This is a genomic window from Nocardia sp. NPDC056000 (assembly GCF_042269265.1).
Taxonomy (GTDB): Bacteria; Actinomycetota; Actinomycetes; order Mycobacteriales; family Mycobacteriaceae; genus Nocardia.
In genome coordinates this window covers 316,222-341,407 of record NZ_JBHJXS010000003.1, presented here as the reverse complement: position 1 = coordinate 341,407, position 25,186 = coordinate 316,222, and the positions used below count along the sequence as shown (strand labels likewise).

The window sequence follows — 25,186 nt, the reverse complement described above, 5'->3', positions numbered from 1 at the left end:
ACGAATCAGCCGGAAGGGCAGAGATGCTGCACACAGATATCCCCACCCGCCACGAAATCGAAGCACTGATCAACGCGTCCGCGCCCTGGTCCGTGTCGATCTACACCCCCACCGAGGCCGATACCCCGACCCCGGAGGAGAACCGGATCGCGTTCACCAATCAGACCCGCGACGCACTGGACCGCATCGATGACCGCAAGGCCCGGACCGCGCTGGAGCAGGAACTCGACGATCTCATCGACGATGAGGACTTCTGGCGCTTCCAGTCCCGCACCCTGGTCGTGCATGCCACCCCGGACCGGATGCGGACCTTCCGGGTGCCCAATCGCCTCGACGCGGGCGTGACGGTCGGCGACCGATTCTTCATCAAGCCGCTGCTGCGCGCGGTCACCTTCCCGCAGTCCGCGTTCGTACTCGCCCTCGCCGAGGGTTCGGTGCGGCTGGTGCAGATCACCCCCGATCGACCCGCCGCGGATGTGCGCGTCACCGATATGCCCACCAGCGCGGCGGATTACGCGCGCAAGGCTTCGCTGAGCGGGCGCGCGCCCAAGGGCCGCATCCAGGGCACCGAGGGCCGTAAGGTCCGGGTGCGCCAGTACGCCCGCGCGGTGGATGCCGAACTGCGGCCCATACTTTCGGGCAGCGATCTGCCGCTCATCCTGGCCGCCGCCGAACCGATCGAGGGGCTGTTCCGCTCGGTCAACAGCTATGACGGACTGCTGGACGAGACCATCACCGGCAATCCCGAACACCTCACCGACGAACAGCTCGCCGCCCGGGCACGGGAGATCCTGGACCGGCATTACGAACACGAATTGGCCGATCTGCGTGCGCTTTTCGAGCAGCGGCGCGCCGAGGGCCGCGGTGCGACCGATCTCGCGGATATCGCCCGCGCCGCCACCTTCGGCACCGTCGACACGCTCATGGTCGATATCGACGCGACCGTGCACGGTTCGATCGCCGAGGATGACGGAACCCTCACCCTGGCAACGGCTTCCGATATCGAGGCACCCGGCGTGCTCGATGAGATCGCCCGGCGCGTACTGCTGTCCGGTGGCCGCGTGCTGGCCGTGCGCGCCGCCGACCTGCCGGAATCGACACCGGCTGCGGCGATTCTGCGCTACGCCCCGTAACGCCGATTCCGCCCTGCTCCGACCACAGTCAGACAGTTTCAGGAAGGACGCGCACCCATGTCCGACAATGTCGCCGATGCCATGTGGAAGATGCTCGAATCCGCCGGGGTCCGAAGGTGTTACGGGATCGTGGGCGATGCCCTCAACCCGGTCATCGATGCCATGCGCCGCAATGGGCAGATCGATTTCGTCCATGTCCGGCATGAGGAGTACGGGGTGTTCGCCGCCGTCGCCGAGGCGCGATTGACCGGGCGGCCGGTGGCGGTGTGCGGTACGGCGGGACCGGGCGTGACACATCTGATCAACGGGCTGCTGGACGCGCGCAAGGAGGCCGCGCCGGTCATCGCCATCGCGGGCGATACCGAAACCGCCATGTGGGACAGCAGTACGGTCGAGGAGCTGAATCCGTACAAGTTCTTCGAGACCGCATCGCGGTACACCGGGCGGATCGCCGATCCGGCGCAGCTGCCGCATGTGGTGGGCAGTGCGGTCACCATCGCGCTGGCCGAGCGGGGGCCGACGGTCATCTCGCTGCCCGGCGATGTGGCGGTGCGCAAGGCCCCGAAGATCACCCTGCCCTTGGCGCTTCCGGCCACGACGCCGGGACCGGCCGGGAGCCAAGATCTTTCGGACATGGCCGAGCTGATCAATTCGGGCGGCACCGTGGCCATCTTCGGTGGCGACGGCTGTGAGTTCGCGACCGCGGAGGTCCGCGAACTCGCCGAAAAGCTGCGCGCGCCGGTGGGTTACTCGCTCAAGGGCAAGCAGTGGCTGGAGTACGACAATCCCAATGCCGTCGGCATGACCGGGCTGCTCGGCTACGGCGGATGCTGGGAAGCGGTCAATAAATGCGATGTGCTGCTCATGCTCGGCACGGACTTCCCGTATCCGAACTTCCTGCCGCATGACAAGGTCAAGGTAATCCAGGTCGATCGCAACGCCCGCCATCTGGGGCGGCGAATTCCCTTGGAGCTGGCGGTGATCGGCGATGTCAAGGCGACCGTCGCGGCCTTGCTGCCCATGGTCACCGAGAAGTCCGAGGATCGCTTCCTGAAGAAATGCGTGAAGCTGACCGTGAATTCGCGGGAACGGCTGCGGCACTACATCACCAAGGGCCCGGAGCTGTCCCCGATCCGGCCGGAGTACCTGGCGTCGATCCTGGACGAGGAAGCCGCGGACGACGCGCTGTTCTTCGCCGATACCGGCACCGCTGTCATGTGGGCCTCCCAGCACATCAGCTACGGACCACAGCGCAGGCTGTTCGGCTCGTTCTCCTGGGCGTCCATGGCCAATGCCTCGCCCAATGCCTTCGGCGCACAACTCGCCTATCCCGGACGCCAGACCATCGCGCTGTGCGGGGACGGCGGATTCACCATGCTGGGACTCGGCGATCTGCTCACCGAGGTGCAGCGGCAGACCCCGGTGGTGCACGTCATCCTGAACAACAGCATGCTCGATTTCGTCAATATCGAACAGCAGGAAGCCGGGTTGATCCCCTACGGCACCGACTTCCAGAACCCGGATTTCAGTAAGGTCGCCGAGGCCATGGGGGCCAATGGAATTCGGGTCGAGGACCCCGGCGATCTGCGCACCGCGGTGCGAAATGCCCTGCGGCACACCGGCGGGCCGACCGTGCTCGATGTGGTCGTGGACAAGTACGCCCTCGCCCTGCCCGAGCACGTGCCCATGGACGCGGCCACCGGTTTCACGCTCAGCATGGCCAAACAGGCACTGAGCGGTGATTTCGAGAGCGTGCGCCGCACCGCCACGCACAACATCCGGCTGCTGTGACGGTCAGCGTGTGATCACTGGGCGTGGTGGCCGACCGCGTCCAGGTGCTTGAGCGCCTGGGCGTAGGAATCGAGCAGGGAGGTCTCGGCGTACGGAAGTCCGCGCTCGGCACAGAAATCCATCACGATCGGCCGGGCGTAGCGCAGGCTGGGCCGGGGCATGGACGGGAACAGGTGATGCTCGATCTGATAGTTCAACCCGCCCATGGCCGTATCGGTGAGCGCGCTCGGCCGCACATTGCGGGAGGACAGCACCTGGCGGCGCAGGAAGTCCGGATCCTCGCCCTCCTCGAAGACCTCCATGCCCTTGTGGTTCGGCGCGAAGGTACAGCCCATGTAGAAACCGAACAGACCCTGCTGAACCGCGATGAACACCAGCGCCTTGACCGGTGACAGCACCAGGAAAACGGTCGCCAGATATCCGGCCGCGTGCGCGGCGAGCAGCGCACCCTCCCAGAAGCGGTGCCGCAGCGGCCATTTCACCACCGCGCGGACGCTGGAGAAGTGCAGGCTGCCCGCCTCCAGCAGCAGCAGCGGGAAGAACAGCCACGCCTGATACCGGAAGATGAACCGCCGCCAGCCTTTTCCGGTCGCGGCGCGCTCCCCCGAATGCGCCAGGATGCCCGACACATCGGGATCGGCGCCCTCGGTATTGGGATGCGCGTGATGCCGATTGTGGTTGCTGGTCCACCAGCCGATGCTCAACCCGATCGCGAGATTGCCCGCGATCACCCCGTAGATGTAGTTGGCGCGGCGGGTGCCGAAGATCTGCCGATGCCCGGCATCGTGCCCGAGAAACGCGATCTGGGAGAACACCGCGGCCAGTACCGGCGCGGGGGCCAGCGCCCACCACGAATCGCCGATCGCCACGAGCGCCGCCCACCCACCGAAGTACACCGCCGCGGTGATCGCACTGCGCACCCCGTACGCGCGCACGCGCCGATCCAGCAGACCCGCCTGCCGCACCCGGCGCAGCAGTACCGCGTACTCGCTGCCGCGAATGGGCGCGGTATCGCGCGCCATAGGCAGCCGCGTCTGGACAATCGACGCAGACCTGGGCTGCGTCATCTCAATCACCACGGGCTCTGCACATCCTGCTGTCGCTGTTGATCGGCGAGCACCCCTTTGGTGTTCGCCGCCGCACCGGATTTCGACGTCGGCACATGGCCGCTCACCTGCCTAGCCAACAGCATGCCGCGCCGCGACCACCATCGGATGAACATCTGTGCCGAGCGGTGACACATCTGCATGACGATTCGCCCTGCCGTCGTCCGCACATAATGCACCACGCGGCGTGCCCGCGAAAATCGCGACCCTGCCGGACAATGAGGCGGTTCGGTGACCACTTTCCCGGTTGGATCGGAGCTGCCGTTATGCACGATGATCGTCGGTTGATCGAGGCGCGCCTGGGACGGGTGCTCGGTGAGCGGATCGTTCCGGCCATCTATCCGGAATCGGTGCCGTTGCGGGCCTCGATCTGGGTCGCGCCGGGGGAACCCGTGGACGTGGCCGAGGGGCTGGCGGCACCGCGGACACCCGTCGAATCGGGTGCGCGCTGGGGTGCGCCCTGGGGGACGAGCTGGCTGACCGTCGAGGGCACGGTGCCGCCGGAGTGGGCGGGGCGGACCGTCGAGGCGCTCATCGATCTGGGCTTCGACCAGAACATGACCGGATTCCAATGTGAGGGACTGGTTTACCGGGCGGACGGGACGCCGGTGAAGGGGCTGCATCCGCGAAATCAGTGGGTGCGCATAGGATCCCCGGTCACCGGCGGTGAGCAGGTGCTGCTGCATGTGGAGGCGGCGTCGAACCCGATCATTCCGTTCTTCGGGCCGACCGCGCTCGGGGACAAGCTGACCGCGGGTGGTGATCCGCAATATCGGCTGGGGCGAATGGATCTCGCGGTCTTCGACGAAGAGGTCTGGCAGCTGGTGCAGGACCTCGAGGTGCTCGGCGAACTGATGCACGAGATGCCGGAGGATCCGGCGCGCCGCTACGACATCGTGCGAGCCATCGAACGGGCGCTGGACGCGATCGATCTGCGCGATGTGAACGGCACCGCGACGGCCGCGCGGGCCTGCCTGACCGAGGTGCTGGCACAACCGGCCATCGGTTCCGCGCATACGATTTCGGCGGTCGGACACGCGCATATCGATACCGCCTGGCTGTGGCCGCTGCGCGAGACGGTGCGCAAGGTCGCGCGCACCACCGCGAATATGACCGCGCTGCTGGCGGATTCGCCGGAGTTCATCTTCACCATGTCGCAGGCCGCGCAGTACGACTTCATCAAACAGCATCGGCCCGAGGTGTACGCGAAGGTCAAGCGGGCGGTGGCCGAGGGCAGATTCGTTCCGGCGGGCGGGATGTGGGTCGAATCGGATACGAATATGCCGGGGTCGGAGGCGATGGCGCGGCAGTTCGTGTACGGCAAACGGTTCTTCCTCGACGAATTCGGGGTCGAGAATCAGGAGGCGTGGTTGCCGGACACCTTCGGGTTCGCGGCGGGACTGCCGCAGATCATCAAGGCGGCGGGATCCAAATGGCTGCTGACGCAGAAGATTTCCTGGAGTCAGATCAATCAGTTCCCGCACCATACGTTCCTGTGGGAGGGGATAGACGGCAGCCGGATCTTCACCCACTTCCCGCCCGTGGACACCTACAACTGCTCCATGCAGGGGCGCGAGATCGCGCACGCGGCACGGAATTTCAAGGAGAAGGGGCGCGCGTCGATATCGCTCGCGCCGACCGGCTGGGGTGACGGCGGCGGCGGAACGACCCGCGAGATGGTGGCCAAGGCGGCGCGCATGAAGGACCTCGAAGGGTCACCGAGGGTGCGGTGGGACACCCCCGCCGACTTCTTCACCCGGGCGGAGGCCGACTACGCGAATCCGCCGGTGTGGGTGGGTGAGCTGTACCTGGAGCTGCATCGCGCGACCCTGACCAGTCAGGCCCGGACCAAACAGGGCAATCGGCGCAGTGAACATCTACTGCGCGAGGCGGAGCTCTGGGCGGCCACCGCGGCCGTGCGCGGCGGCTTCGACTACCCGAGCGCGGATCTGGACCGGATCTGGAAGACGGTGCTGCTGCATCAGTTTCACGACATCCTGCCCGGATCGGCGATCGCCTGGGTGTACCGGGAGGCGGCGCAGACCTATGCGGCGGTGGCCACGGAACTGGTCTCGATCATCGATCGGGCGCAGCGCGCGCTCGGCGGTGATGCGCTGGGCCCGAACGTCTTCAACTCCACCCCGCACACCTGGCGATCGATTCCGGCCGGTGCGGCGGGTCCGGCCGAGGCCACTCCCCCGTGCTCGGTGACCGCTCGAACCGAGGGCGGATTCGTGCTCGACAATGGGCTGCTGCGAGTGGAGGTGGACGCGCGCGGGCTCGTGGTGTCGGCATTCGACCTCGAGCGGCGGCGGGAGGCACTGCCGCCCGGTGCGACCGCGAATCTGCTGCAAGTGCATCCGGATCTGCCGAATTCGTGGGACGCCTGGGATGTCGATCTCTTCTACCGGAACCGGGTCACCGATCTCGTCGACGCGGATTCGGTGACGGCGGAACCGGATTCGACGTCGGGCGCCGCGGTGCGGGTGACCCGCTCGTTCGGAACCTCCACGGTCGAACAGACCCTGACCCTGCGCCCGGGTGAACGCGCCCTCGATATCGACACCGGCGTCGACTGGCATGAGACCGAGAAATTCCTGAAACTCGCGTTCCCCCTCGATATCCACGCCGATCGCTATGCCTCGGAAACCCAGTTCGGGCATATGTTCCGGCCGACGCACACCAATACCAGCTGGGAGTACGCCAAATTCGAGGCGTGCAACCATCGCTTCGTGCACGTGGCAGAACCGGGCTGGGGCGTGGCGGTGGTCAATGATTCGACCTATGGGCACGATGTCACCCGCACCGTCCGCGATGACGGCGGAACGACCACGACGCTGCGGGTTTCGCTCCTGCGCGCACCGCGCTTCCCCGATCCCGAGACCGATCACGGTGCGCACCGGTTCCGGCACGCGCTGATCGTCGGCGCGTCCATCGGCGATGCGGTGCGCGAGGGATACCGGATCAACCTCACCGCACCGCGCACCGGTTTCGGCTCGGCTGTCGCACCGCTGGTCCGTATCGACAATCCCGCCGTCGTGACCAGCGCCGTCAAACTCGCGGACGATGGGAGCGGGGATGTGATCGTGCGGGTGTACGAGGCGCATGGCGACCGCGCGCAAGCCCTGATATCGCCCGATTTCGACTACACCGGGGTCGAGTTCTGCGATCTCCTGGAGCGGCCGCTGGCCGGGGAATCCTCAGAGACCTCTCATGACGACGGAATTCGCTTGCGGCTGCGGCCATTTCAACTACTCACCCTCCGCTTCACCCGTCCCGGCGCATCGCCCGCGCGTCAATGATCCGACATGCGGGGTTACGATCCGAGCCGCTCCACAGCTTCGACGAAAGGCCCGGCCCGGTGACTCGACTCCGCCGCGCGGTACCCGGTGCGATCATCGCCATGGTCGCCGCATCCCTCTGCGCGGGTCCGCAGGCGGCCGCCGATCAACCGGCGGCCGATCAGGGCTGTGCCTGGCAGGCGGAGCTGTCACCGCGCACGGTCGGTCAGGTGAACTTCGCGTATCCCGATACCGGCGCGTGGTACTGGATCCTGCCGTACCAGGTGCGGCCGGGTATGACGATCACCGCGACCGGGCAGTACCCGGACTCCCGGTACATCTCGTTCAATACCTACGACGCGAGATTCAGCAGTTTCAGCAATGGCGGGGTGTCCTCGGCACTGCCCGACTATCTGATCGCCCCCGACGCCGGATCGGTCAATCCGTGGCAGCGGCCGGGCGGCGGCGGCACCTACACGGTGACGATCGGTTCGGATCGCACCGCGGCGAACGCGCTTCCGCTCGCTCCCGAGGGCGAGTCGGCGGGCGTGGGATTCCTGATCTATCGCGAGTACCTGCCCTCCGGCGGGGCGTCGTCGGTGCGGCTGCCGCAGGCTCGCATCACCGATGACACGGGCTCCCGGACGCTCGGGGGCTGTGTGGGCGGTGGTTCGCCGCTGCTGGCATCGGCGCTGTCCGCACTCGGCGCGACCGCCGCGAATCTGCCGCCGGCCACCGCCGACAATCTCGAATTCCGCCGGGTCAGCGGTGCGGGGGCGTTTCCGAACGCGGACAACGCCTACCTGGTCGCCACGCTCACCCCGCCCGGTGACGACAAGGTGGTCGTGGTGCGGGGTAAAGCTCCGGTCGCACCGGCGGGTACCGGACCGACGGTGTGGCCGCCCGGTGCGAGCGCCGATGTCCGCTATTTCTCGCTGTGCGCGAACCTGAGCACACTGCCCGGACCGGTGGTGCTCAATCCCGCCGCCGACGGTTCCACCGACAATGGCTGCCGATCGGATCGGGAAACCCTGCTCGACGCCGACCGCGACTACACCTACGTGCTGGGCACCGAGGCGCAGCGGGCCCGGATCGAGGCGATACCGGGTGCGACCTTCGTACCACTGTCGTCGGCGCACCCCACCGCCCAGGAAGCGATTCTGCTGCGGAATATGCTGCCCGCCAGCGATTTCCGGCAGGGGGTGCAGAGCGTACCGGTCAATGGCACCCCGGCGCAGGCCGCGGAAATCATGGGCCCCTACCCGCGCGCCACGGTGTGCGCGCTCGCGGCTGTGCTCGATCGCACCTGCTGAGACTCCGTCCGCGCCGATGCCCACCGCATCACCGAACAAGTGCTAGGTTTCGGCGGTTGTCTTGTAGCGGATGGAGATTCGGTGGGGCTGGGTAGCTTTTGGCGGCGCGAACCGCAGCAGCGGACGGCGGGGAGCGAGATCACCCCGGAGATCGCCGGCGAGCTGTGGGATTCGTATACCGAATCACTGGCGTGGCGGCTGTTCACCCTGCCACTCGGGGGTCGAATCCTGCTGTCGCCCGGGCACGGTCGCAACGCCCGATTCACCCGCGACGGCGGCGGACTGGAATGGGCGCTCTTCGCGCCCGGACAGGACAATCTGCCCAGCAGGCGACTGCCGTGGCCCGCGCTGTTCGAGGACTACCGATCCTTCACCGCCATGACGGCGCTGGCGTTCCGCGATATCTTCGGCGCGGAGCTGCCCTTCGAGCTCACCGCGCAGGCGTGGATCGAGGATTCCGGCGAGCAACTCGATACGCGCGGAATCGGATTCGGGGAGTTCGCCGACGAACCGCCGGGCCGGGACGCCGATGACGCGCTCGATCTCATGGACTGGGTGCGCCAGCTCGCCGAGGCGGATCGGGAGGTCCGCACCCACGATCACACCATCGCCATGGTCTGCGGCGTCGACGTGCTGAAACAGCAGGGGGTCGAACTGCTCGTCGGCGGGGATGAGAACTGGCCGGTGCGCGAGCATACGGTGGACTTCATCGGGCTGACGGACGACCGGCTGATCGTCACCGACGTCTTCGTCAATTTCGAAGGGCTGACGGCGATTCCGCCCGCGAGCATCGAGGTCGACGGGCGCATGGTGGATCGGGGCAGTCCGGCCTACGCGCACGCCATGGTCAACGCGGACCCCGATTTCCGGCGGGTGCTGGCCCGGCGGCCGGAACTCGCACAGGCGCTGAACCAGGACCGGCTCACGATCGAGTACTCCATCCTGGAGATCGACGCCGAGCAGCGGATTCGCCTGCACGGCTTCGAGGGCGCGACGGATTCGATTGCCCCGGCGCCGATCACGCATGAGCTGTCCCCCGCCGACGATGCGAACGGACCGGCGACCGATCCCATCGAGACGTGGGTGCCATTCGATCCGTACCCGCTGCTGAAACCGGCCGATTGGCCACACCGGCATCAGATTCCGCACTGGCCCAGCGCATCCGGAAACGCCCCGATCATCGTGCTCGCCGCGGACACCCCCGACGGCTACACCATGCAGAGCTATGACCAGCACGCACCCGAGAACCAATTCCTGCTGCCCACGGCCATGGCCCGGCTCTCCGGTATGGAACGCTACGAATGGGAATTCGACGAGCTGTACGGACTGCCCACCGCGAACTGCTCGGGACACGATTTCTCCGCGGAGAAGGTGCTCGATCCCCGGGCGATGCTGGTGGCGCACAACGCGCTTCGCACCCCGCGCCTGTGGGTCGCCACACCGCGCCGAACCTGTCTCACCGCGGTCCCGTACGACCTGGACGAACGCCAGCGCATGATCTTCCAGCATCTGGTGCGACTGACCTGGGATGACGACTCGTTCGGCAACGCACCCATCACGCGCGGCGCGTTCCTGCTCGAACACGGCCGCATCGCGGGTTTCGTCGAGGATGTGGATCTCATCGGCCGAAGCTGAAACACGCTGTCGGACGGTCGATCCGACCTGGTTCGTTAGTCGGTCGTTAGTGCCTCGTTGGTGTCCCCGGACAGGGTCGTTCCGAGCCGTCCGAAGGCTGGACATCGATTCACTCGAGGGGAACCACCATGACGATCACCCACCGGACCACGTTCATTCGCCGTATCGTCCCGCTCGCCGCCGCCGTGCTGACACTCGGCGCGGGCGCTGCCGTCGTCGCCGGACCGGCATCGGCCAACTACGACTGTCCCGGCGGCATGTTCTGCGGCTACGACAATCCCAATGGCACCGGCATGATCGTGCAGGTCGATTCGGGTTGCTTCCTGCACGATATCGGCAATGGCGGGGTCGGCGATCGGCTGAGCTCGTACTGGAATCGCACCGGCCAGAAGGCGACCGTCTACAACTGGACCGGCCGGGAATGGCAGGTGCTGGTGACCATTCCGGACAACACCCGGGGCACCATGCCCAAGAGCGTCGACAATATCGCCGATGCGGTGAAGATCTGCGACTGAGTCCCACTACTCGGCCGCGGTGAGGCCCCCGGGTTATTCCCGGGGGCCTTTTCGGCGATTCCGATCAGTCGTCGAGGTGCGCGCGCCGCAGCCGCTGCAGGAAATCCTCCAGCGGGGCCTCATTCGGGCGTTGCGGCAGTACGGATTTCGCGCTGTCGAACTTCTCCTCGTATTCCGCGATGAGCGCCTTGGCGATATCCGCGCCCGCTTCGGTCATCATCTGCCTGCCGAATTCGAAATACGGTTCCGGATCGGGCAGCCGGATGGGCAGCACACCGGTCGTGTACAGCTCATAGCCCTGCCAGAGCAGGCGGCGGGTATGCCTGGCGTGCTTGGCCAGCCGGGTATCGCCCAGCCCCTGGGTTTCCTGCCTATGCAGCATGCGCCGGAACTGGGCCATGGCGTAGCCGAAATAGGAATGCCGAACCCGTTGCGCCGAAAGGAAACACGACCGCAATTCGATCAGCTCGGCCCCGAATTCGGTGGTCACCGTGTAATCGTCGAGCCAGAGGATCTCCGAGGCCGTCGGATTGCAGGACAGGATCAGGCCGATCGCCTTGCCCACCTCATGATAGGTGGCATCGGCCCCGTCGCGACCCTGCCGAGTGCCCCGGTCGCGGGTCGGCGGATGCAATCCGAGGAAGGTCCGGGTCGGCTCCACATACACGCCCAGATAGTCGATATCGCTCGCGGGCGTATTCAGGCCGTATGCGAACGACCCCACCACGCCTTCCAGCAACAGATCGCTTCGATCGCTCATCACACTTCCCTCCCCGGTTTCGGAAAGCACCGAGTATTCCGGGACGGGGAGGGAAGCGATACCGAATATTTCAGGCGGGCACGTTCATGCCCTGGGCGAGCATCGGCCAGGAATCGTGCAGGGCCTTCTCCCAGTACGGGTAGTAGTGGGTGCCGACCGGGGTGAACTGGTAGGTGGCCGGAATGGCGAGCGCGTCCAGGCGATTCTTCAGGTTCACGGTGCAGCCGTTGACCGCGCCCTCGATGATCATGCCCAGCGCGAGCGTGGTGGGGCCGCCGCTGGCCAGGTAGTACTTCACATCCTCCATGACGGGGATGCCGCTACCGCTGGAGATGTACAGCGTTGTGCCGCGCAGCTTCTCGGCATTGAGCACCGGATCATTGGCGGCCCACTGCGGATCCGCGGACGGCCCGTACATATTCTCGGTGTCACCGCCCGCCCAGGTCTCGACCGCCAGTTTCACGAACTGCTGACCGATCGGATCCGCGATCTGCGCGCAACCGCTGTACGCGGCCACCGCCTTCCACAGACCGGGTGCGGCCTCGGCCAATTGCAGTACCGAGGTGCCGGAGGTGGACAGGCCGGTCAGGGCGTTCACACCCGTCGAGTGCAGCGCCTCGTCCAGCAGCGGCGGCAGCTCCTGCGTGAAGAAGGTCCGCCATTTGTTCACCCCGAGAACGGGATCCGAATGCTGCCAGTCGGTGTAGTAGCTGCCGAAACCGCCGATCGGCTGAATCACATTGACCTGTTTGCCCGCCAGGAAATCGAGCGCGTTGGTCTGGGCCTTCCAATTCGCGGTGCCCTCACCGCCGTCGAGGCCATTGAGCATATAGAGATTGGGAGCGGGCACGGACTCGTCGACCGGCCGCTGCACATCGACGGAGATATCGCGGCCCATCGCGGGTGAGTACACCCGCAGATGCCAGGTCCGGCCCTCTTTGGCGATGGAAGTAATTCCGGACGCTCTATCCGGCGCAGCCGACGCGCCCCCACCCAGCATCATCATGGACAGCGCGGCGGTCACTGCCACCGCGGTGGTCCGAAGGGCGGTCGCGCCGCCCGGCACAGAAAGCTTCACGTGCGGCTACGTCTCGGGCCGAGGCAAAACCGTTACACGACAATGGCGTTCGATAGCATCGTCTGGGTGAGTACACCTGTGGAGGACGAATACGAATTCGATGTCGACGCCGAGCGGATCGATGTGGACCTGGTCCATAAATGGCTGTCCACGGACGCGTACTGGGCGCTCGGGCGCGAGCGCGAGGTGGTCGAGCGATCGGTGCGGGGGTCGTTGAATTTCGGGGCGTACGACCGGGAGGGGAATCAGGTCGCCTACGCGCGGGTGGTGACCGATCTGGCGACATTCGCGTGGCTGTGTGATGTGTATGTCGCGCGGGATCATCGCGGATCCGGGCTCGGGGTGCGGCTCGCCACCACCGTTGTCGAATATCTCGCGCCCTACGAACTCAGGCGGGTCATGCTCGCGACCCTCGACGCGCACGGGCTGTACGCCAAACTCGGATTCGTCGCGCTGCCGGACCCGCAGAAGTGGATGGTTCTGCTCGACGGCCGATCCGCCTGATCAACTCCACCCGCCGCTCTGCCCTAAGCTGCACGAATGGCCGAGGGTGCGGGTGCTACCGGAACATTCGGGAAGGCTCCTTGGGGGTCCCGACTACTGGGGCCCGTCGAGGAAGGCGCCGTGTCCCGGCGGGTTCGGGTACAGGTATTGCTGACCGTCCCGTTGACCGTGGCGAATTTGATCGGCATCGCGGTGGCGATGGTGTTGATCGGGGTGGTGCTGCCCGGGCCTTCGGTATTCACCCGGAAACTGGTGCTGCTCAACTTCGTGGCGGTGCCGCTGTACGCGGCGCTGGCGCTGGTGCTCGGATTCACCTGGGGCACCGTCTGGGGATTGCGGACGCTGCGCTGGTCCACCGATCCGGATCGGATACCCGATCAGCGCGAGCGGCATGCCGCCGCACGGGTGCCGCGGCGACTGGTTTTGCAGCAGGCGTTGCTGTGGCTCGGTGGTATGGCGGTGCTGACGCCGCTGTACGGGATCGCCGATCCGGCGTTCGTGCCCAAGTTCGTGCTCGGCATCGGATTCAGCGCGATCGTGGTGTGCGCCAACAGCTATCTGGCCGCCGAGTTCGCGCTGCGGGTGATCACGGCGCGGGTGCTGGACGCCGCACCGTCACGGCAGGCGCGCGGGGTCGGGGTGTTCGGGCGGTCGATGCTGGTGTGGATGCTCGGGTCCGGGACGCCGGTGGCGCTGCTCATGGTGCTGGCGATACTGGCGCTGTCGAGTGTGGACATCAGCACCGAAAGGCTTGCGGTGTGCGTACTCTCGCTCGGCGGGGCGACGCTGGTCTTCGGCGGTGTCCTCATGACACAGACGCTGGGAGCGGCGGTCGCGCCGATTCGCGGTGTGCGCAATGCGCTGCGGCGGGTCGAGGACGGCGATCTGGAGGCCGCGGTCACCGTGTACGACGGCACCGAATTGGGGGAACTGCAAGCCGGTTTCAACCGCATGGTGCAGGGTCTGCGGGAGCGGGAACAGATCCGCGACCTGTTCGGCCGTCACGTCGGCCACGATGTCGCCGCGGCCGCGCTGGAACGCAATCCCGAGCTCGGCGGCGAAGAACTGTATGCCGCAGCGCTTTTCGTCGACATCATCGGATCGACCACCATGGCGGCGACTCGCCCCGCCCGGGAAATCGTCACCATCCTCAATGACTTCTTCGCCATCGTGGTCGACGAGGTGGAACGACACGGCGGGCTGGTCAACAAGTTCGAGGGCGATGCCGCCCTCGCGGTCTTCGGCACGCCCGCACCGCTGTCCGACGCCGCCGGGTCCGCGCTGGCCGCATCGCGTGCGATACGCGGCCGGTTATCCAGTGAGACAACCGGATTCGATGCCGCGATCGGCGTCGCGGCGGGCCGTGTGGTGGCAGGCAATGTCGGCGCGCACCGCCGCTATGAGTTCACCGTCATCGGCGATGCGGTCAATGAGGCCGCCCGCCTGTGCGAACTCGCCAAATCCGAGGACAACCGGGTCCTCGGCTCCGGGGCCACCGTGGATGCGGCCGACGCCGCCGAACAGAAATACTGGACCGTGGGCGAATCGGTGACCCTGCGCGGCCGCCTCGCCCCCACCCACCTGGCCCGACCACAGAATTGACCCCGTATGCGACACCCATGGCGCACAAGGCATTTCCGGTCACTATCGCTGCTGCTGGCGGTGTGCGCATCGGCGAGCCTCATCGCCGCGTGCTCCGATGATCAGCCCACCACGGCCCAGGGCCCGACGGCGGTGGCCACCTCGACCGCACCGAGCCGGTCCGGCGGAACGATAGATCTCACCGCGCCCGAGGAACTCGTCCACGGCATCGACGTGCCCTGGGGTCTCGCCTTCCTCCCGCAGGGCGGCGCGCTGGTCGCCGAGCGCGACTCCGGGGTGATACTCCGGATCACCCCGGGAGCCCCCGCCGAACAGGTCTACCGGGTCCCCGGTGTGGCGGCCGCCGGTGAGGGCGGTCTGCTCGGTCTCGCCGTATCCCCCGCCTATGCCGAAAACGGCTATATCTACGCCTATTTCACCGCCGACACCGATAACCGCATCGTGCGCTTCCGGCTCGACGGCCAACCCGAGGTGCTGTTCACCGGAATCGCCAAGGCGTCCAACCACAATGGCGGCCGCATAGCCTTCGGCCCCGACGGCATGCTCTACGCGGGCACCGGCGACGCCGGAACCGGTGCCGCGGCACAGAACCCGTCCAGCCCCAACGGCAAGATCCTGCGCCTCACCCCCGAAGGCCAACCCGCACCGGGCAATCCGACCCCCGGCTCCCCCGTCTACAGCCTCGGCCACCGCAATGTCCAAGGACTCGCCTGGGATTCGGAAGGCCGCCTCTACGCCACCGAATTCGGCCAGAACCGCTTCGACGAAATCAACCGCATAGAACCGGCCCACAACTACGGCTGGCCCGACGTCGAAGGCATAGCGAACAACCCCCAATACACCGACCCCCTCATCACCTGGTCCCCCTCCGACGCCTCCCCCTCCGGCCTCGCGATCGCCGGAAACACCATGTACGCGGCAGCCCTACGCGGCGAACGACTCTGGACCCTCCCCCTGCAAGACGGCGCACCAACCCGCCCCACCGCCCAATTGACCAACCACCTCGGCAGGCTGCGCACCGTCGCGATCGCCCCCGACGGCGCACTCTGGCTGACCACCTCCAACACCGACGGCCGCGGCGACATCCACACCGGCGACGACCGCATCCTCCGCTTCCCCGCCCGCTGAATCGAATCCATCACCGAACCGGCCGAAACGGGCAATATCGTTCGGCCGCGCGACATGCGGTCGAAACCGGGGTGGAGCGTCGGATTTGGGGTGTTTCGCGGCGTGGTTCGGGGGTGGGTTGCCGCTAGCATTCGCTCGATTGAATACCCATTTCGCTGCCGAGTAGATATCGCGGCGGGCCCTTTGCTGCCCTCGGCTGGATCGACGAGTTCGGATCTTTCGCAGAGGAGATGACGGTGACGGCTGCCCCACAGCGGACTACGACGCGGACACTCGCGCCCGATCGTTCGCCTCGGCGGGGGGAGCTACCCGAAGAACACGGGGCCGCCGGTCGGCCGGTGGTGAGCGATCGGATGATGATCGTCGTCGCGATCGCCGCGGTGGCGGTGCTGGTGTGGCATGTGTTCGCGATGCCGATGGGCAATCCCTACTACGGGCTGTTCAGCAATGCGCTGGATTTGCAGGTGTATCGCGCGGGTGGGCTCTCGCTGCTGGAACGCACGCCGCTGTACAGCGGGCCCGTCGTGTTCGAGATGGAGTTCACCTATACCCCGTTCGCGGCGCTGACGTTCGTACCGCTCGCGTTCTTCGGGGTGAGCGTGGCCAAGGTGATCTGGTGGGTGGCGATCATGGCGGCGCTGATCGGGCTGGTGGGGCGCTGCCTGCTGGTGCTGCGGTACGAGAACAGCACGCGCACCTGGATTTTCGCGACCGTGCTGGCGGTGGTGTGCACCGCGCTGGAGCCGGTGCGCACCACGCTGTGGCTCGGACAGGTCAATGTGTTCCTGGTGCTGCTGATCGTTTGGGATCTCACCCGGCCGCCGACCGCGCGGCTGCGCGGGCTGGGGGTCGGGATCGCGGCGGGTATCAAGCTGACACCGGCGTTCTTCCTGCTGTATCTGGCGTGCACGCGGCAGTGGCGCACGCTCGGCATCGCGGCCGGGACATTCGCCGCGACCATCGCGGTCGGATTCCTGATCCGGCCCACCGATTCCTGGAAGTACTGGAGTGCGCAGGTCACCGCGTCGGGGCGGATCGGAGCGGTGGACTCGCCGGGCAATCAATCGGTCAATGGCATTGTCGCGCAACTGCTTCGGTTCGCCGATGCGCGAAAGTTCATCTCGCACACCTACGGCACCGTCTACACCCCGCCTATGTGGATGTGGCTGGCCGCCGTCATCCCGGTGATCGCACTCGGGCTGGCGGCCGCGACCCTGGCCTATCGCACCGGCCGGAATCTGCTGGCCATCACCATCGCGGGCATGACCTCGGCGTGCGCGTCGCCGTTCTCGTGGGGGCATCACTGGGTGTGGTTCGTACCGCTGTTCATTCTCGCGGTACAGCACGTCTGCACCACGACCGATCGGAAGCGCTGGATCGCGCCGGCGGTGGTGCTGTCGATCAGCTTCTGCTGGTGGTGGAACTATCCGGACCGCCCGCCGCTGGCGGAGTCCCCGCATCCGATCGGGATCGGGCTGTTCATGTTGCCGCGCGACGACATTCCGGACTGGTGGTCGTATCTGGCGGTGCCGTTCTACGCGAGTTGCTATCCGCTGCTGCTCATCGTGACGGCGGCCTACGTGATCGCCCGACGCCATGATCGGAGTAGTCGATGACGCTGTCCCTCTCCCCCGATGCGGTCGCCGACCCGGGACTGCCCGCCACCGCGCAATTGCCGATCGTGCGCACCGGTACCCCGCGAGAGCACCACGCGGCCGCGTTCCCGCAGCTGCCGCGTATCGTATTCGGCGGTGGAATCCTGCTCGTGGCAATACTTTTCGCCGCCGGAGCGTGGCAGCGCCGCTGGATCGCCGATGACGGGCTGATCGTGCTGCGCACCGTCCGGAATCTGCTGGCGGGCAATGGCCCGGTCTTCAATATGGGCGAACGCGTCGAAACCAATACGAGTACGGCGTGGACCTATGTCGTGTGGTTCTTCAGCTGGCTGACCCAGGGACGGCTCGAATACGTCGTCCTGACGATCGCGCTCACGCTGTCGGTGCTCGCGGTGGTCATCGCCATGCTGGGCGCGGGAAGGCTGTGGGGCGGAACGCGATCCACCCTGCTGGTCCCCGCCGGAGCGCTGGTCTATATCGCCCTGCCGCCCGCCCGCGATTACGCCACCTCCGGACTGGAGAACTGCCTGGTCATCTTCTGGCTGGCGGTGCTGTGGTGGGGACTGATGCGCTGGGCCCAGGCCGAAACAGTGCGTCCCGCGGCGTTTTTCGGGTTGGTGTTCTGGGCCGGACTGGCACCGCTGATCCGCCCGGAACTGACCGTGGTCGGCGGGCTCGCGGTACTGCTGCTGTGCTGCGCGCCGGTCCCCCGAACCCGGCTGCGGCCGTGGATGTTCCGGGTGTTGATCGGCGTGGTCGCCGGTCTGACGCCGATCGCCTATCAGATCTGGCGGATGGGCTACTATGCGCTGCCGTTCCCGAATACCGCGGTGGCCAAGGATGCCGGTGGCGCGAAATGGCATCAGGGGTTCATCTACCTCCAGGATCTGGCCGGACCGTATCTGCTGTGGCTGCCACTGCTGATCCTGGGAATCTGGGCGGGGGTGGCTCTCCGGGAGCGCCGAATCCGCTGGGCCGCACGGCGATTGCGCGCACCGGCCACCATCGCCGCACTCATGATCGGCAGCGGCATCCTGCTCACCGTCTATGAACTCCGCGTCGGCGGCGATTTCATGCACGGCCGCATGCTGCTGCCCCAGCTGTTCTGCCTCCTGGCCCCGGTCATGGTGCTGCCCATCCGCCTCGGCCGTGATCGCACCGCCGTGATCGCGCTGGTGACCCTGGCCTGTACGGCGGGCTGGGCGCTGTTCGCCGCCAATATCACCGCCATCACCTCCGGTACCGAGATCCGGTCCAGCGGTATCGTCGACGAGCGAATCTACTACGTGCTCAACGGCGGTCACGACCATCCCATCCTGGCCGAGGACTATCTCGATTACCCCCGCATGCGCCCGCTGCTGCGCGATATCGGCGACACCCCCAACGGCGGACTCGTCGTCAACCTGCCCGATCAAACCTATTGGTACGTCATCCCGCCGCCGCAACCCGTCCCCGAGGGCGGCGCGGGCCATACCGTGCTGTTCCTGAACCTCGGCATGACGAGCATGAACCTGCCGTTGCACGTACGCGTCATCGATCCGATGGGTCTGGCGTATCCCCTTGCGGCGCATACCGATCGGGTCACCGACGGCCGCATCGGACACGATAAGAACCTGAACGGCAGCTGGGTCGTCGCCGATACCGGCGTCGTCGACAAGCACCCGTGGATGGCCGCGCACATCGAGGAATCCGCGGTGGCCCGCTCCCGCGCCGCGCTGTCCTGCCCCACCACCCAGGACCTACTCGCCTCGGTCCGCGCCCCACTCACCTTCACCCGCTTCCGCCACAACCTCATGCAGGCACTCACCTTCGCGAACACCCGCATCGACCGCATCCCACGCTACGAGTTGCAGCGCTGCGATCTCGCCGACCCGATCCCGAAATAGTTCCCGCACCCCCTCACCAAGAGATTTCGCCCCGATCGGCATAGCATCGGGGCGTGCCCGCAATTCCACCGCTGCCCTCGTTCCGCGGACCGAGGCGACGGTCGGCCGTACCGTTGCCGCGCATTCGCATTCCCACCGCGCGCGCCATTGTGGATTGCGCGGTGTACGTGGACGGGGAGCGGTTGCGGGGGCATTTCACGCATACCGCGGCATTGGCCGAGGTGCGCAAGCGCGGGAACGGATTCGTGTGGGTGGGTCTGCACGATCCGGACGATATCCAGATGACCGATATAGCGCAGACTTTCGGATTGCACGCGCTGGCGGTCGAGGATGTGCTGGAGGGTTCGCATCGGCCGAAAGCCGAGCGCTATGACGACACCCTCATGTTGATCATGCGCACCGTCGCCTATGTCGAACATGAAATGCATACGGTCAGCGAGATCGTGCAGACCGGGGAGGTCGTGGTATTCGCCGCGCCCGATTTCGTGGTGGCGGTGCGGCAGGGCGAACATTCGGGACTGGCCGGCGTCCGGCAGGAATTGGAATCGGACCCGAAACGGCTGGCTTTGGGGTCCGGTGCGGTGCTGCACGCCATCGCCGACTATGTGGTCGACGCCTATGTCGAGGTGACGCGGAAACTCGAGGCCGAGGTGGACGCGGTCGAAGAGGTGGTGTTCTCCCCGAACAGCCATGTCTCGATCGAATCGATCTACCAGCTCAAACGCGAGATCGTCGAATTACGGCGCGCGGTGAGCCCACTGGCGACCCCGCTGCAATTGCTGGGCCGCCCCGAAACCCCACTGCCCAAAGAGGTTCGGCGGTATCTGCGCGATGTCGCCGACCACCACACCGCGGTCACCGAACGTATTCGCGATTTCGACGAAACGCTCAGCGCCCTGGTCAATGCCGCCGTCGCCAAGACCGCGGTACAGCAGAACACCGATATGCGGAAGATCTCGGCGGGGGTCGCCATCGCCGCGGTGCCGACCATGATCGCCGGAATCTACGGGATGAATTTCGAGCATATGCCCGAACTGCATCAGGTATGGGGTTATCCGGCGGTACTGACGCTGATGTTCACCCTCTGCGCCGGATTGCTGGTGCTGTTCCGGCGCATCAAGTGGTTGTAGCTCAGGGGTTTCCGGGCTCGTTCCAATTGTCGTCGACGGGCCATCCCGAAGCCAATAAATGCGCGCGCACCCGCGCGATATCGGCTTCGGAAGGCATATCGTCGGTGACTTTGGTGATCCCGACCCCGGCGTCGATCTTATCCGCCGGAATCGCTCCCTGCCGCACGAGTGCGTCCGCCACCTGACGAACTTCGTCCTCGGGCAACCGCTGCGCGAGCAGCGACAGCAGCGGAATGTAATCGGTATCCGGCACGCCCTGGGGATATCCGGCCCTGAGCCAGGCCAGAATTCGGGCGAGCACACCAGACAGCGCCATTGGTCTCCGGTTTCGCGAAAGTGATCAGGCTTCGGACGGGTGTGCCAGCGGCCACCCGGCGGCGGCGAGCCGCGCGGCGACTCGATTGATATCGTCGTCCCCCGGCGTTTCATGCGCAAGCCGCCGGATGGCCGCTTCGATTTCCGCGCGCTCGATGATGCCGTCGGTGTCCTCGGCGGTCAATTGGTCCACGAGCAGGCCGATCTCGGTCTCGGTGAGCCGGCGGTGCAGCACCGCCAGCAGGGCGAGATAGTCCTCGGACGGAACGCCCTGCGGGTATCCGGCGCGCAGCCAGCGCAGCACCGAACCCAGGATTGACGTATTCGATGTCATGGCTTCATTTCTTGGGAGGTTTGGCGCCGAAGAGCTGGATATCGAACGAGTGGCTGATGAAATCCTTGGCGATGTACAGGATTCCGAGCCCGACCGCGATGACCACGATCGCGAAGCAGAGGTAGGCGACCGCCTGTACGGCCGGATTGCGCACGGCGGGAGCGCCATTGGCGGTGGCGGGTTCGTCGGTCGCCCAGAACCGGATGCCGACCGAGAAGATCAGCGGCAATCCGACACCGAGCAGCAGCGCGATCAGGGTGACTTCGCCGAGGGATTTCGCGATGGCGGTAACTGTATGCATGGATCGTGGCTCCTCAGACCGTCGCGCCGGTCTTGATATCCGAAGACGGTGCGAGCCCGCCCTCCCATTCGTCATTGACATTGTCGGTGCCGACCGGATTGCGCCGGGACCGCAGGTAGATGTAGCCGGACACCGCGATCAGCAGCGCGAAATCGACCAGCACGCCGCCGAGTCCGCCGAACAGATCGGCGATGAACCAGCACAGCGCGCCCACCAGACCCGCCAGCGGCAGGGTGAACAACCAGGCCAGCGCCATGCGTCCCATGACCCCCCAGCGCACCTCCGCGCCCGGCTTACCGAGCCCGGTACCCAGAATCGAGCCGGTGGCGGTCTGCGTGGTCGAGAGCGGCAGGCCGAATTGCGCCGAGGTGAGAATGATTGCCGCCGAGGATGTCTCGGCCGCGAAACCCTGCGGGGAATCGATTTCCACCAGACCCTTGCCGAGCGTGCGGATAATCCGCCAGCCGCCCAGATAGGTGCCCGCGGCAATTGCCAGCGCGCAGCAGACCTTGACCCACAGCGGAATATCGTCGCCATTGGTGAAGGTGCCGTGCGCGACCAATGCCATGAAGATCACGCCCATGGTCTTCTGCGCGTCATTGGTGCCGTGCGCGAGCGAAACCAAACCGGCGGAACCGATCTGGCCCCAGCGGAAGCCGTCGGAGACCTTCTTCTTGTTCGCGGTGCGGGTGAGCCGGTAGATCAGGAAGGTGCCCAGCGCGGCCACCATGGCCGCGACGAACGGGGCCAGCGCCGCCGGAACGATGATCTTGCTGATCAGGCCGGTCTTCTCATTGCCGGTCCAGATCACCCCGCTCGCGCCCAGCGCCGCAACGGCCGCACCGATCAGGCCGCCGAACAGCGCGTGCGAGGAGCTGGACGGAATTCCGAACAGCCAGGTGAACAGATTCCACAGAATTCCGCCGACCAGACCGGCGAAGACTATGTGCAGCAATTCCATATGGTGGACATTGCCGATATTGAGCAGCCCGCCCGAGACGGTTTTGGCCACTTCGACGGAAAGAAAAGCGCCGATCAAGTTGAGGACCGCCGACATGGCCACGGCCACTCGCGGTTTGAGCGCCCCGGTGGCGATCGAGGTCGCCATCGCATTGGCGGTGTCATGAAAACCGTTGGTGAAATCGAAAGCCAACGCGGTGATGATCACGATCAGAAGCACGATCAGTTCTGCACTCACCCACGTATTTTCAGTCGCCGCCGGGCCGTCGGCTACGGCTCCGCGCAGCTGTTCACTCGAAGTTCAGAACGCGACCACCCAGTGTGTCCGAGCTGTGCCATACTCCCAAACATGTATAGCCAAGTTTCGAGCGGGTGCGGGGTCGAGGCTGCTGTGATCGGCGGTGATGTGCGGCTCACAACCGGTGGCGACACCATTGACATACCCGCAATCTGGTTGCGGGACAACGCACCCGACGCGGACAGCCGGGACGTGCTGAGCGGGCAGCGGCTGTTCGATATCGTCGACCTGCCCGCCGATATCCGGGTCGCCGAGGCGACTGTCGCCGATGGCCGTCTGCGGGTGCGGTTCTCCCCCGATGACCATCAGACCTCGTTCCCCCTGGAATCGCTGCTGGGTGACGCCGACCGGATCGCGAACCTCGATCTGCGCAGCGAACGCGCCAAACGACTCTGGATCGACGCCCGCGACGCGGCCGCGCTCGAGCCGATCGCATGGGAGAGCTATCTGAACGATCCCGCGCCCGCACTGCGCCAGGTGGTGGAGTGGGGATTCGCACTGCTGCACGGTGTTCCGGCCGCGGCCGGACAGGTCACCGCGGTCGCCGATACCTTCGGATATGTGCGCGAGACCAACTACGGGCGCATTTTCGATGTGCGAGTCGAGCCGAATCCGGTGAACCTGGCGTTCACGGGATTGGCCATCACACCGCATACCGATAATCCCTATCGGGAGCCGGTCCCCACCCTGCAATTGCTGCTCTGCCTGCACAACGCGGCCGAGGGCGGCGATTCGGGACTGGTGGACGGGTTCGCCGCCGCCGCCACGCTGCGCCGGACCGATCGCGCCGCCTTCGATGTCCTCACCTCGACCCCGGTCGCCTACCGGTACGAGGGTGACGGAACCCGGCTCGGCGCGATGGTGCCGCTCATCGGACTCGATGCCGAACAGCGCATTCGCGAGATCCGGTTCAATAATCGGTCCATGGCGGTACCGCTCGCCGAACCGGCCCGGGTGCGCGCGTTCTACGCCGCGTATCGCGCCTTCGCCGAACTGCTCTACGCACCGGCGGCACGCCTGAATTTCCGCCTGGACAGCGGCGACTGCCTGATCTTCGACAACACCCGCGCACTGCACGCCCGTACGGCGTTCGCCGCCGCCGGTGGCCGCCACCTGCAGGGCGCGTACGCCGATCTGGACGGACTCACCAGCACCCTGCGCCGACTCGAGGAGCACGCGCGATGACCTCCGCGTATCACGTCCTGACCGAACTCTTCGAGAGCGAGGGTGCGGCGGACTATCTCGGCGAACAGGTGTCGATGGCCACCCATATGCTGCAAACCGCGCGGGTGGCCCGCGAATCCGGCGCATCGGCGGCATTGATCGTGGCGGCGCTGGTGCACGATGTCGGGCACTTCTCCGGTGCGATGAGCGGGCGTGAACTCATGCGCGGCACCGATAACCGCCATGATCTCATTGCGGCGCAGTGGCTTTCGCAATGGTTCGATGCCGATGTCACCGAACCGGTGCGGTTGCACGTCGCGGCCAAACGGTATCTGTGCGGGACCGACCCGGACTACTACGACCGGCTCTCGGCCGCCTCGAAATACACCATGTCGGTACAGGGCGGGCAGATGAGCGCCAGCGAACTCGCGGCCTTCGCGGCCGAGCCGCACTGCGAATCCGCCACCGCCCTGCGCAGATTCGACGATGCCGGAAAGGATCCGGACGCGCCGATACCTGCGCTGGCGGACTTCCGCGCCGAGATCGACGCCCTGGATCGCACGCTCAGGTCGCCAGCAGCGACCTGACCCGGCTGACCGCGCCCGCGGCCACCGAATTGCGCACCACGAACGCGACGGCCGAACCGACATAGGTGTCGAACGAGCACTCCAGCACCTCACCCGCGGGATCGGTGGTGCGCCGGATGGTGCGCAATAGCGGTGTGCCGGTGCGGATTCCGAGCAGTCCGGCGGTGCGGGCGGGTGCGGCGATGGCATCGATGGAGTGTTCGGCGTCGGCGAAGACGATGCCGTAGTTCTCCAGGTGATCGGTGATGGATTCGGCGTCCAGATCCATGGCCAGAATCGGCTCGGCGAGCCGTTCGGGATAGTAGGTGTTCTCCAGCATGGTCGGGGTTCCGCTCAGCAGCCGCACCCGTTCGACGTGGAAAGCGTTCTCGCCCTTGGCCAAACCCAGCTTTTCGCGCACTTCGTCCGAGGGCAGCACACTCGCGGTCCCGACCGTGCTGCTGCTCGGGGTCTCACCGATGCTGCGCGCCCACCGGGCGAAGCTCACCAGTTCGGTCATGGGCTGCGCGCGCGGACCGCTCAGCACCTGGCGGCGCGCGCCCTGGCGTGAGGAGACCACACCGGAGGCGCGCAGGAACGCGAACGCATGGCGGATGGTGCCGCGCGATACCCCGTAGCGTTCGCTGAGGCGATGTTCCGAGGGTAGTGCGGATCCGTCGGCGAACTCACCGTTCTCGATCGCCGCGCGCAATTGCTCGGCGATCTCCCGGTAGCGGGGAACCTTCGGATGCTCAGTGGTCACACGGCAA

Annotated in this window: 22 protein-coding genes; 14 read left to right on the top strand and 8 right to left on the bottom strand. The window is 66.3% G+C overall.

Annotated elements, in window-relative coordinates; genetic code table 11:
- Nucleotides 1–23: 23 nt before the first annotated feature.
- Both ACFC4D_RS10150 and ACFC4D_RS10145 read left to right on the top strand, forming a co-directional pair.
- Nucleotides 24–1,133, top strand: coding sequence for a hypothetical protein (locus tag ACFC4D_RS10150; protein WP_376062462.1), 1,110 nt, complete (start codon nucleotides 24–26; stop codon nucleotides 1,131–1,133).
- A 57-nt stretch (nucleotides 1,134–1,190) separates the two neighbouring features.
- Entirely contained in the window at nucleotides 1,191–2,924 is a 1,734-nt protein-coding gene (locus ACFC4D_RS10145) for a thiamine pyrophosphate-dependent enzyme (protein ID WP_376062461.1), read from the top strand.
- Between the two features lie 14 nt (nucleotides 2,925–2,938).
- Here ACFC4D_RS10145 and ACFC4D_RS10140 read toward each other — a convergent pair whose 3' ends face one another.
- Complete coding sequence (locus ACFC4D_RS10140) at nucleotides 2,939–3,991, bottom strand: fatty acid desaturase family protein (protein ID WP_375952917.1); 1,053 nt, start codon at nucleotides 3,989–3,991, stop codon at nucleotides 2,939–2,941.
- Between the two features lie 305 nt (nucleotides 3,992–4,296).
- Between ACFC4D_RS10140 and ACFC4D_RS10135 the strand changes: the two genes are divergently transcribed.
- The 4 genes from ACFC4D_RS10135 to ACFC4D_RS10120 all read left to right on the top strand — a co-directional run bounded on the left by ACFC4D_RS10135 (nucleotide 4,297) and on the right by ACFC4D_RS10120 (nucleotide 10,774).
- Nucleotides 4,297–7,332, top strand: a complete 3,036-nt coding sequence (locus ACFC4D_RS10135) for an alpha-mannosidase (protein ID WP_376062460.1) — start codon at nucleotides 4,297–4,299, stop codon at nucleotides 7,330–7,332.
- A gap of 59 nt (nucleotides 7,333–7,391) precedes the next feature.
- The gene (locus ACFC4D_RS10130) at nucleotides 7,392–8,624 is read left to right on the top strand and encodes a hypothetical protein (protein ID WP_376062459.1); all 1,233 of its coding nucleotides are present in this window, start codon (nucleotides 7,392–7,394) and stop codon (nucleotides 8,622–8,624) included.
- A gap of 81 nt (nucleotides 8,625–8,705) precedes the next feature.
- Entirely contained in the window at nucleotides 8,706–10,259 is a 1,554-nt protein-coding gene (locus ACFC4D_RS10125) for a hypothetical protein (protein ID WP_376062458.1), read from the top strand.
- A 128-nt stretch (nucleotides 10,260–10,387) separates the two neighbouring features.
- Nucleotides 10,388–10,774 (top strand): peptidase inhibitor family I36 protein, encoded by a 387-nt coding sequence (locus ACFC4D_RS10120; RefSeq protein WP_376062457.1) that lies wholly within the window; start codon nucleotides 10,388–10,390, stop codon nucleotides 10,772–10,774.
- Nucleotides 10,775–10,838: 64 nt separating this feature from the next.
- Here ACFC4D_RS10120 and ACFC4D_RS10115 read toward each other — a convergent pair whose 3' ends face one another.
- Together ACFC4D_RS10115 and ACFC4D_RS10110 are read right to left on the bottom strand one after the other, a co-directional pair.
- The gene (locus ACFC4D_RS10115; RefSeq protein WP_376062456.1) at nucleotides 10,839–11,534 is read right to left on the bottom strand and encodes a DNA polymerase beta superfamily protein; all 696 of its coding nucleotides are present in this window, start codon (nucleotides 11,532–11,534) and stop codon (nucleotides 10,839–10,841) included.
- A gap of 70 nt (nucleotides 11,535–11,604) precedes the next feature.
- A complete protein-coding gene (locus ACFC4D_RS10110; protein ID WP_376062714.1) occupies nucleotides 11,605–12,540 on the bottom strand; it encodes an alpha/beta hydrolase in 936 nt (311 codons plus the stop codon).
- A gap of 138 nt (nucleotides 12,541–12,678) precedes the next feature.
- On the opposite strand from ACFC4D_RS10110, the gene ACFC4D_RS10105 reads away from it, so the two are divergent.
- The 6 genes from ACFC4D_RS10105 (at nucleotide 12,679) to ACFC4D_RS10080 (ending at nucleotide 20,478) form a co-directional block, all read left to right on the top strand.
- Nucleotides 12,679–13,116 carry a GNAT family N-acetyltransferase gene (locus tag ACFC4D_RS10105; protein ID WP_376062455.1) on the top strand — a complete coding sequence of 146 codons (438 nt, stop codon included), beginning with the start codon at nucleotides 12,679–12,681 and terminating at the stop codon, nucleotides 13,114–13,116.
- Between the two features lie 36 nt (nucleotides 13,117–13,152).
- Complete coding sequence (locus tag ACFC4D_RS10100) at nucleotides 13,153–14,718, top strand: adenylate/guanylate cyclase domain-containing protein (RefSeq protein ID WP_376062454.1); 1,566 nt, start codon at nucleotides 13,153–13,155, stop codon at nucleotides 14,716–14,718.
- 6 nt (nucleotides 14,719–14,724) lie between these two features.
- On the top strand, nucleotides 14,725–15,846 hold the full coding sequence (locus ACFC4D_RS10095; RefSeq protein ID WP_376062453.1) for a PQQ-dependent sugar dehydrogenase: 1,122 nt from the start codon (nucleotides 14,725–14,727) through the stop codon (nucleotides 15,844–15,846).
- A 353-nt stretch (nucleotides 15,847–16,199) separates the two neighbouring features.
- Complete coding sequence (locus ACFC4D_RS10090) at nucleotides 16,200–17,462, top strand: glycosyltransferase 87 family protein (protein WP_376062452.1); 1,263 nt, start codon at nucleotides 16,200–16,202, stop codon at nucleotides 17,460–17,462.
- Complete coding sequence (zomB, locus tag ACFC4D_RS10085; protein ID WP_376062451.1) at nucleotides 17,459–19,348, top strand: flagellar motor control protein ZomB; 1,890 nt, start codon at nucleotides 17,459–17,461, stop codon at nucleotides 19,346–19,348. Before ACFC4D_RS10090 ends, zomB begins: the two co-directional genes overlap by 4 nt.
- A 53-nt stretch (nucleotides 19,349–19,401) precedes the next feature.
- Entirely contained in the window at nucleotides 19,402–20,478 is a 1,077-nt protein-coding gene (locus tag ACFC4D_RS10080; protein ID WP_376062450.1) for a magnesium and cobalt transport protein CorA, read from the top strand.
- A gap of 1 nt (nucleotide 20,479) precedes the next feature.
- On the opposite strand, the gene ACFC4D_RS10075 is transcribed toward ACFC4D_RS10080, so the two are convergent.
- Genes ACFC4D_RS10075 through ACFC4D_RS10060 form a run of 4 tightly spaced genes read right to left on the bottom strand, consistent with a single transcriptional unit; the run spans nucleotide 20,480 to nucleotide 22,626 of the window.
- The gene (locus ACFC4D_RS10075) at nucleotides 20,480–20,794 is read right to left on the bottom strand and encodes a DUF3349 domain-containing protein (RefSeq protein ID WP_375952947.1); all 315 of its coding nucleotides are present in this window, start codon (nucleotides 20,792–20,794) and stop codon (nucleotides 20,480–20,482) included.
- 24 nt (nucleotides 20,795–20,818) lie between these two features.
- The gene (locus ACFC4D_RS10070; RefSeq protein WP_376062449.1) at nucleotides 20,819–21,127 is read right to left on the bottom strand and encodes a DUF3349 domain-containing protein; all 309 of its coding nucleotides are present in this window, start codon (nucleotides 21,125–21,127) and stop codon (nucleotides 20,819–20,821) included.
- A gap of 4 nt (nucleotides 21,128–21,131) precedes the next feature.
- A complete protein-coding gene (locus tag ACFC4D_RS10065; RefSeq protein ID WP_376062448.1) occupies nucleotides 21,132–21,428 on the bottom strand; it encodes a hypothetical protein in 297 nt (98 codons plus the stop codon).
- Between the two features lie 13 nt (nucleotides 21,429–21,441).
- Nucleotides 21,442–22,626: an anion permease gene (locus ACFC4D_RS10060; RefSeq protein ID WP_376062447.1), complete on the bottom strand. Its 1,185-nt coding sequence runs from the start codon at nucleotides 22,624–22,626 to the stop codon at nucleotides 21,442–21,444.
- Between the two features lie 111 nt (nucleotides 22,627–22,737).
- Here ACFC4D_RS10060 and ACFC4D_RS10055 point away from each other — a divergent pair, with 111 nt between their 5' ends.
- On the top strand, nucleotides 22,738–23,871 hold the full coding sequence (locus ACFC4D_RS10055; RefSeq protein ID WP_375952959.1) for a TauD/TfdA family dioxygenase: 1,134 nt from the start codon (nucleotides 22,738–22,740) through the stop codon (nucleotides 23,869–23,871).
- Entirely contained in the window at nucleotides 23,868–24,437 is a 570-nt protein-coding gene (locus tag ACFC4D_RS10050; protein ID WP_376062446.1) for an HD domain-containing protein, read from the top strand. Before ACFC4D_RS10055 ends, ACFC4D_RS10050 begins: the two co-directional genes overlap by 4 nt.
- On the opposite strand, the gene ACFC4D_RS10045 is transcribed toward ACFC4D_RS10050, so the two are convergent.
- Nucleotides 24,415–25,179, bottom strand: a complete 765-nt coding sequence (locus tag ACFC4D_RS10045) for a GntR family transcriptional regulator (protein ID WP_375952964.1) — start codon at nucleotides 25,177–25,179, stop codon at nucleotides 24,415–24,417. The two genes, ACFC4D_RS10050 and ACFC4D_RS10045, sit on opposite strands and share 23 nt — an antisense overlap.
- Nucleotides 25,180–25,186: the final 7 nt, after the last annotated feature.

Excerpts from the sequence above, each read along its gene's own strand:
- ACFC4D_RS10150 (WP_376062462.1), top strand. The coding sequence starts at position 24 with ATGCTGCACACAGATATCCCCACCCGCCACGAAATCGAAGCACTGATC.
- ACFC4D_RS10145 (WP_376062461.1), top strand. The coding sequence starts at position 1,191 with ATGTCCGACAATGTCGCCGATGCCATGTGGAAGATGCTCGAATCCGCC.
- ACFC4D_RS10140 (WP_375952917.1), bottom strand. The coding sequence starts at position 3,991 with ATGACGCAGCCCAGGTCTGCGTCGATTGTCCAGACGCGGCTGCCTATG.
- ACFC4D_RS10135 (WP_376062460.1), top strand. The coding sequence starts at position 4,297 with ATGCACGATGATCGTCGGTTGATCGAGGCGCGCCTGGGACGGGTGCTC.
- ACFC4D_RS10120 (WP_376062457.1), top strand. The coding sequence starts at position 10,388 with ATGACGATCACCCACCGGACCACGTTCATTCGCCGTATCGTCCCGCTC.
- ACFC4D_RS10115 (WP_376062456.1), bottom strand. The coding sequence starts at position 11,534 with ATGAGCGATCGAAGCGATCTGTTGCTGGAAGGCGTGGTGGGGTCGTTC.
- ACFC4D_RS10110 (WP_376062714.1), bottom strand. The coding sequence starts at position 12,540 with ATGATGATGCTGGGTGGGGGCGCGTCGGCTGCGCCGGATAGAGCGTCC.
- ACFC4D_RS10100 (WP_376062454.1), top strand. The coding sequence starts at position 13,153 with ATGGCCGAGGGTGCGGGTGCTACCGGAACATTCGGGAAGGCTCCTTGG.
- ACFC4D_RS10095 (WP_376062453.1), top strand. The coding sequence starts at position 14,725 with ATGCGACACCCATGGCGCACAAGGCATTTCCGGTCACTATCGCTGCTG.
- ACFC4D_RS10090 (WP_376062452.1), top strand. The coding sequence starts at position 16,200 with ATGATGATCGTCGTCGCGATCGCCGCGGTGGCGGTGCTGGTGTGGCAT.
- zomB (WP_376062451.1), top strand. The coding sequence starts at position 17,459 with ATGACGCTGTCCCTCTCCCCCGATGCGGTCGCCGACCCGGGACTGCCC.
- ACFC4D_RS10075 (WP_375952947.1), bottom strand. The coding sequence starts at position 20,794 with ATGGCGCTGTCTGGTGTGCTCGCCCGAATTCTGGCCTGGCTCAGGGCC.
- ACFC4D_RS10070 (WP_376062449.1), bottom strand. The coding sequence starts at position 21,127 with ATGACATCGAATACGTCAATCCTGGGTTCGGTGCTGCGCTGGCTGCGC.
- ACFC4D_RS10065 (WP_376062448.1), bottom strand. The coding sequence starts at position 21,428 with ATGCATACAGTTACCGCCATCGCGAAATCCCTCGGCGAAGTCACCCTG.
- ACFC4D_RS10055 (WP_375952959.1), top strand. The coding sequence starts at position 22,738 with ATGTATAGCCAAGTTTCGAGCGGGTGCGGGGTCGAGGCTGCTGTGATC.
- ACFC4D_RS10050 (WP_376062446.1), top strand. The coding sequence starts at position 23,868 with ATGACCTCCGCGTATCACGTCCTGACCGAACTCTTCGAGAGCGAGGGT.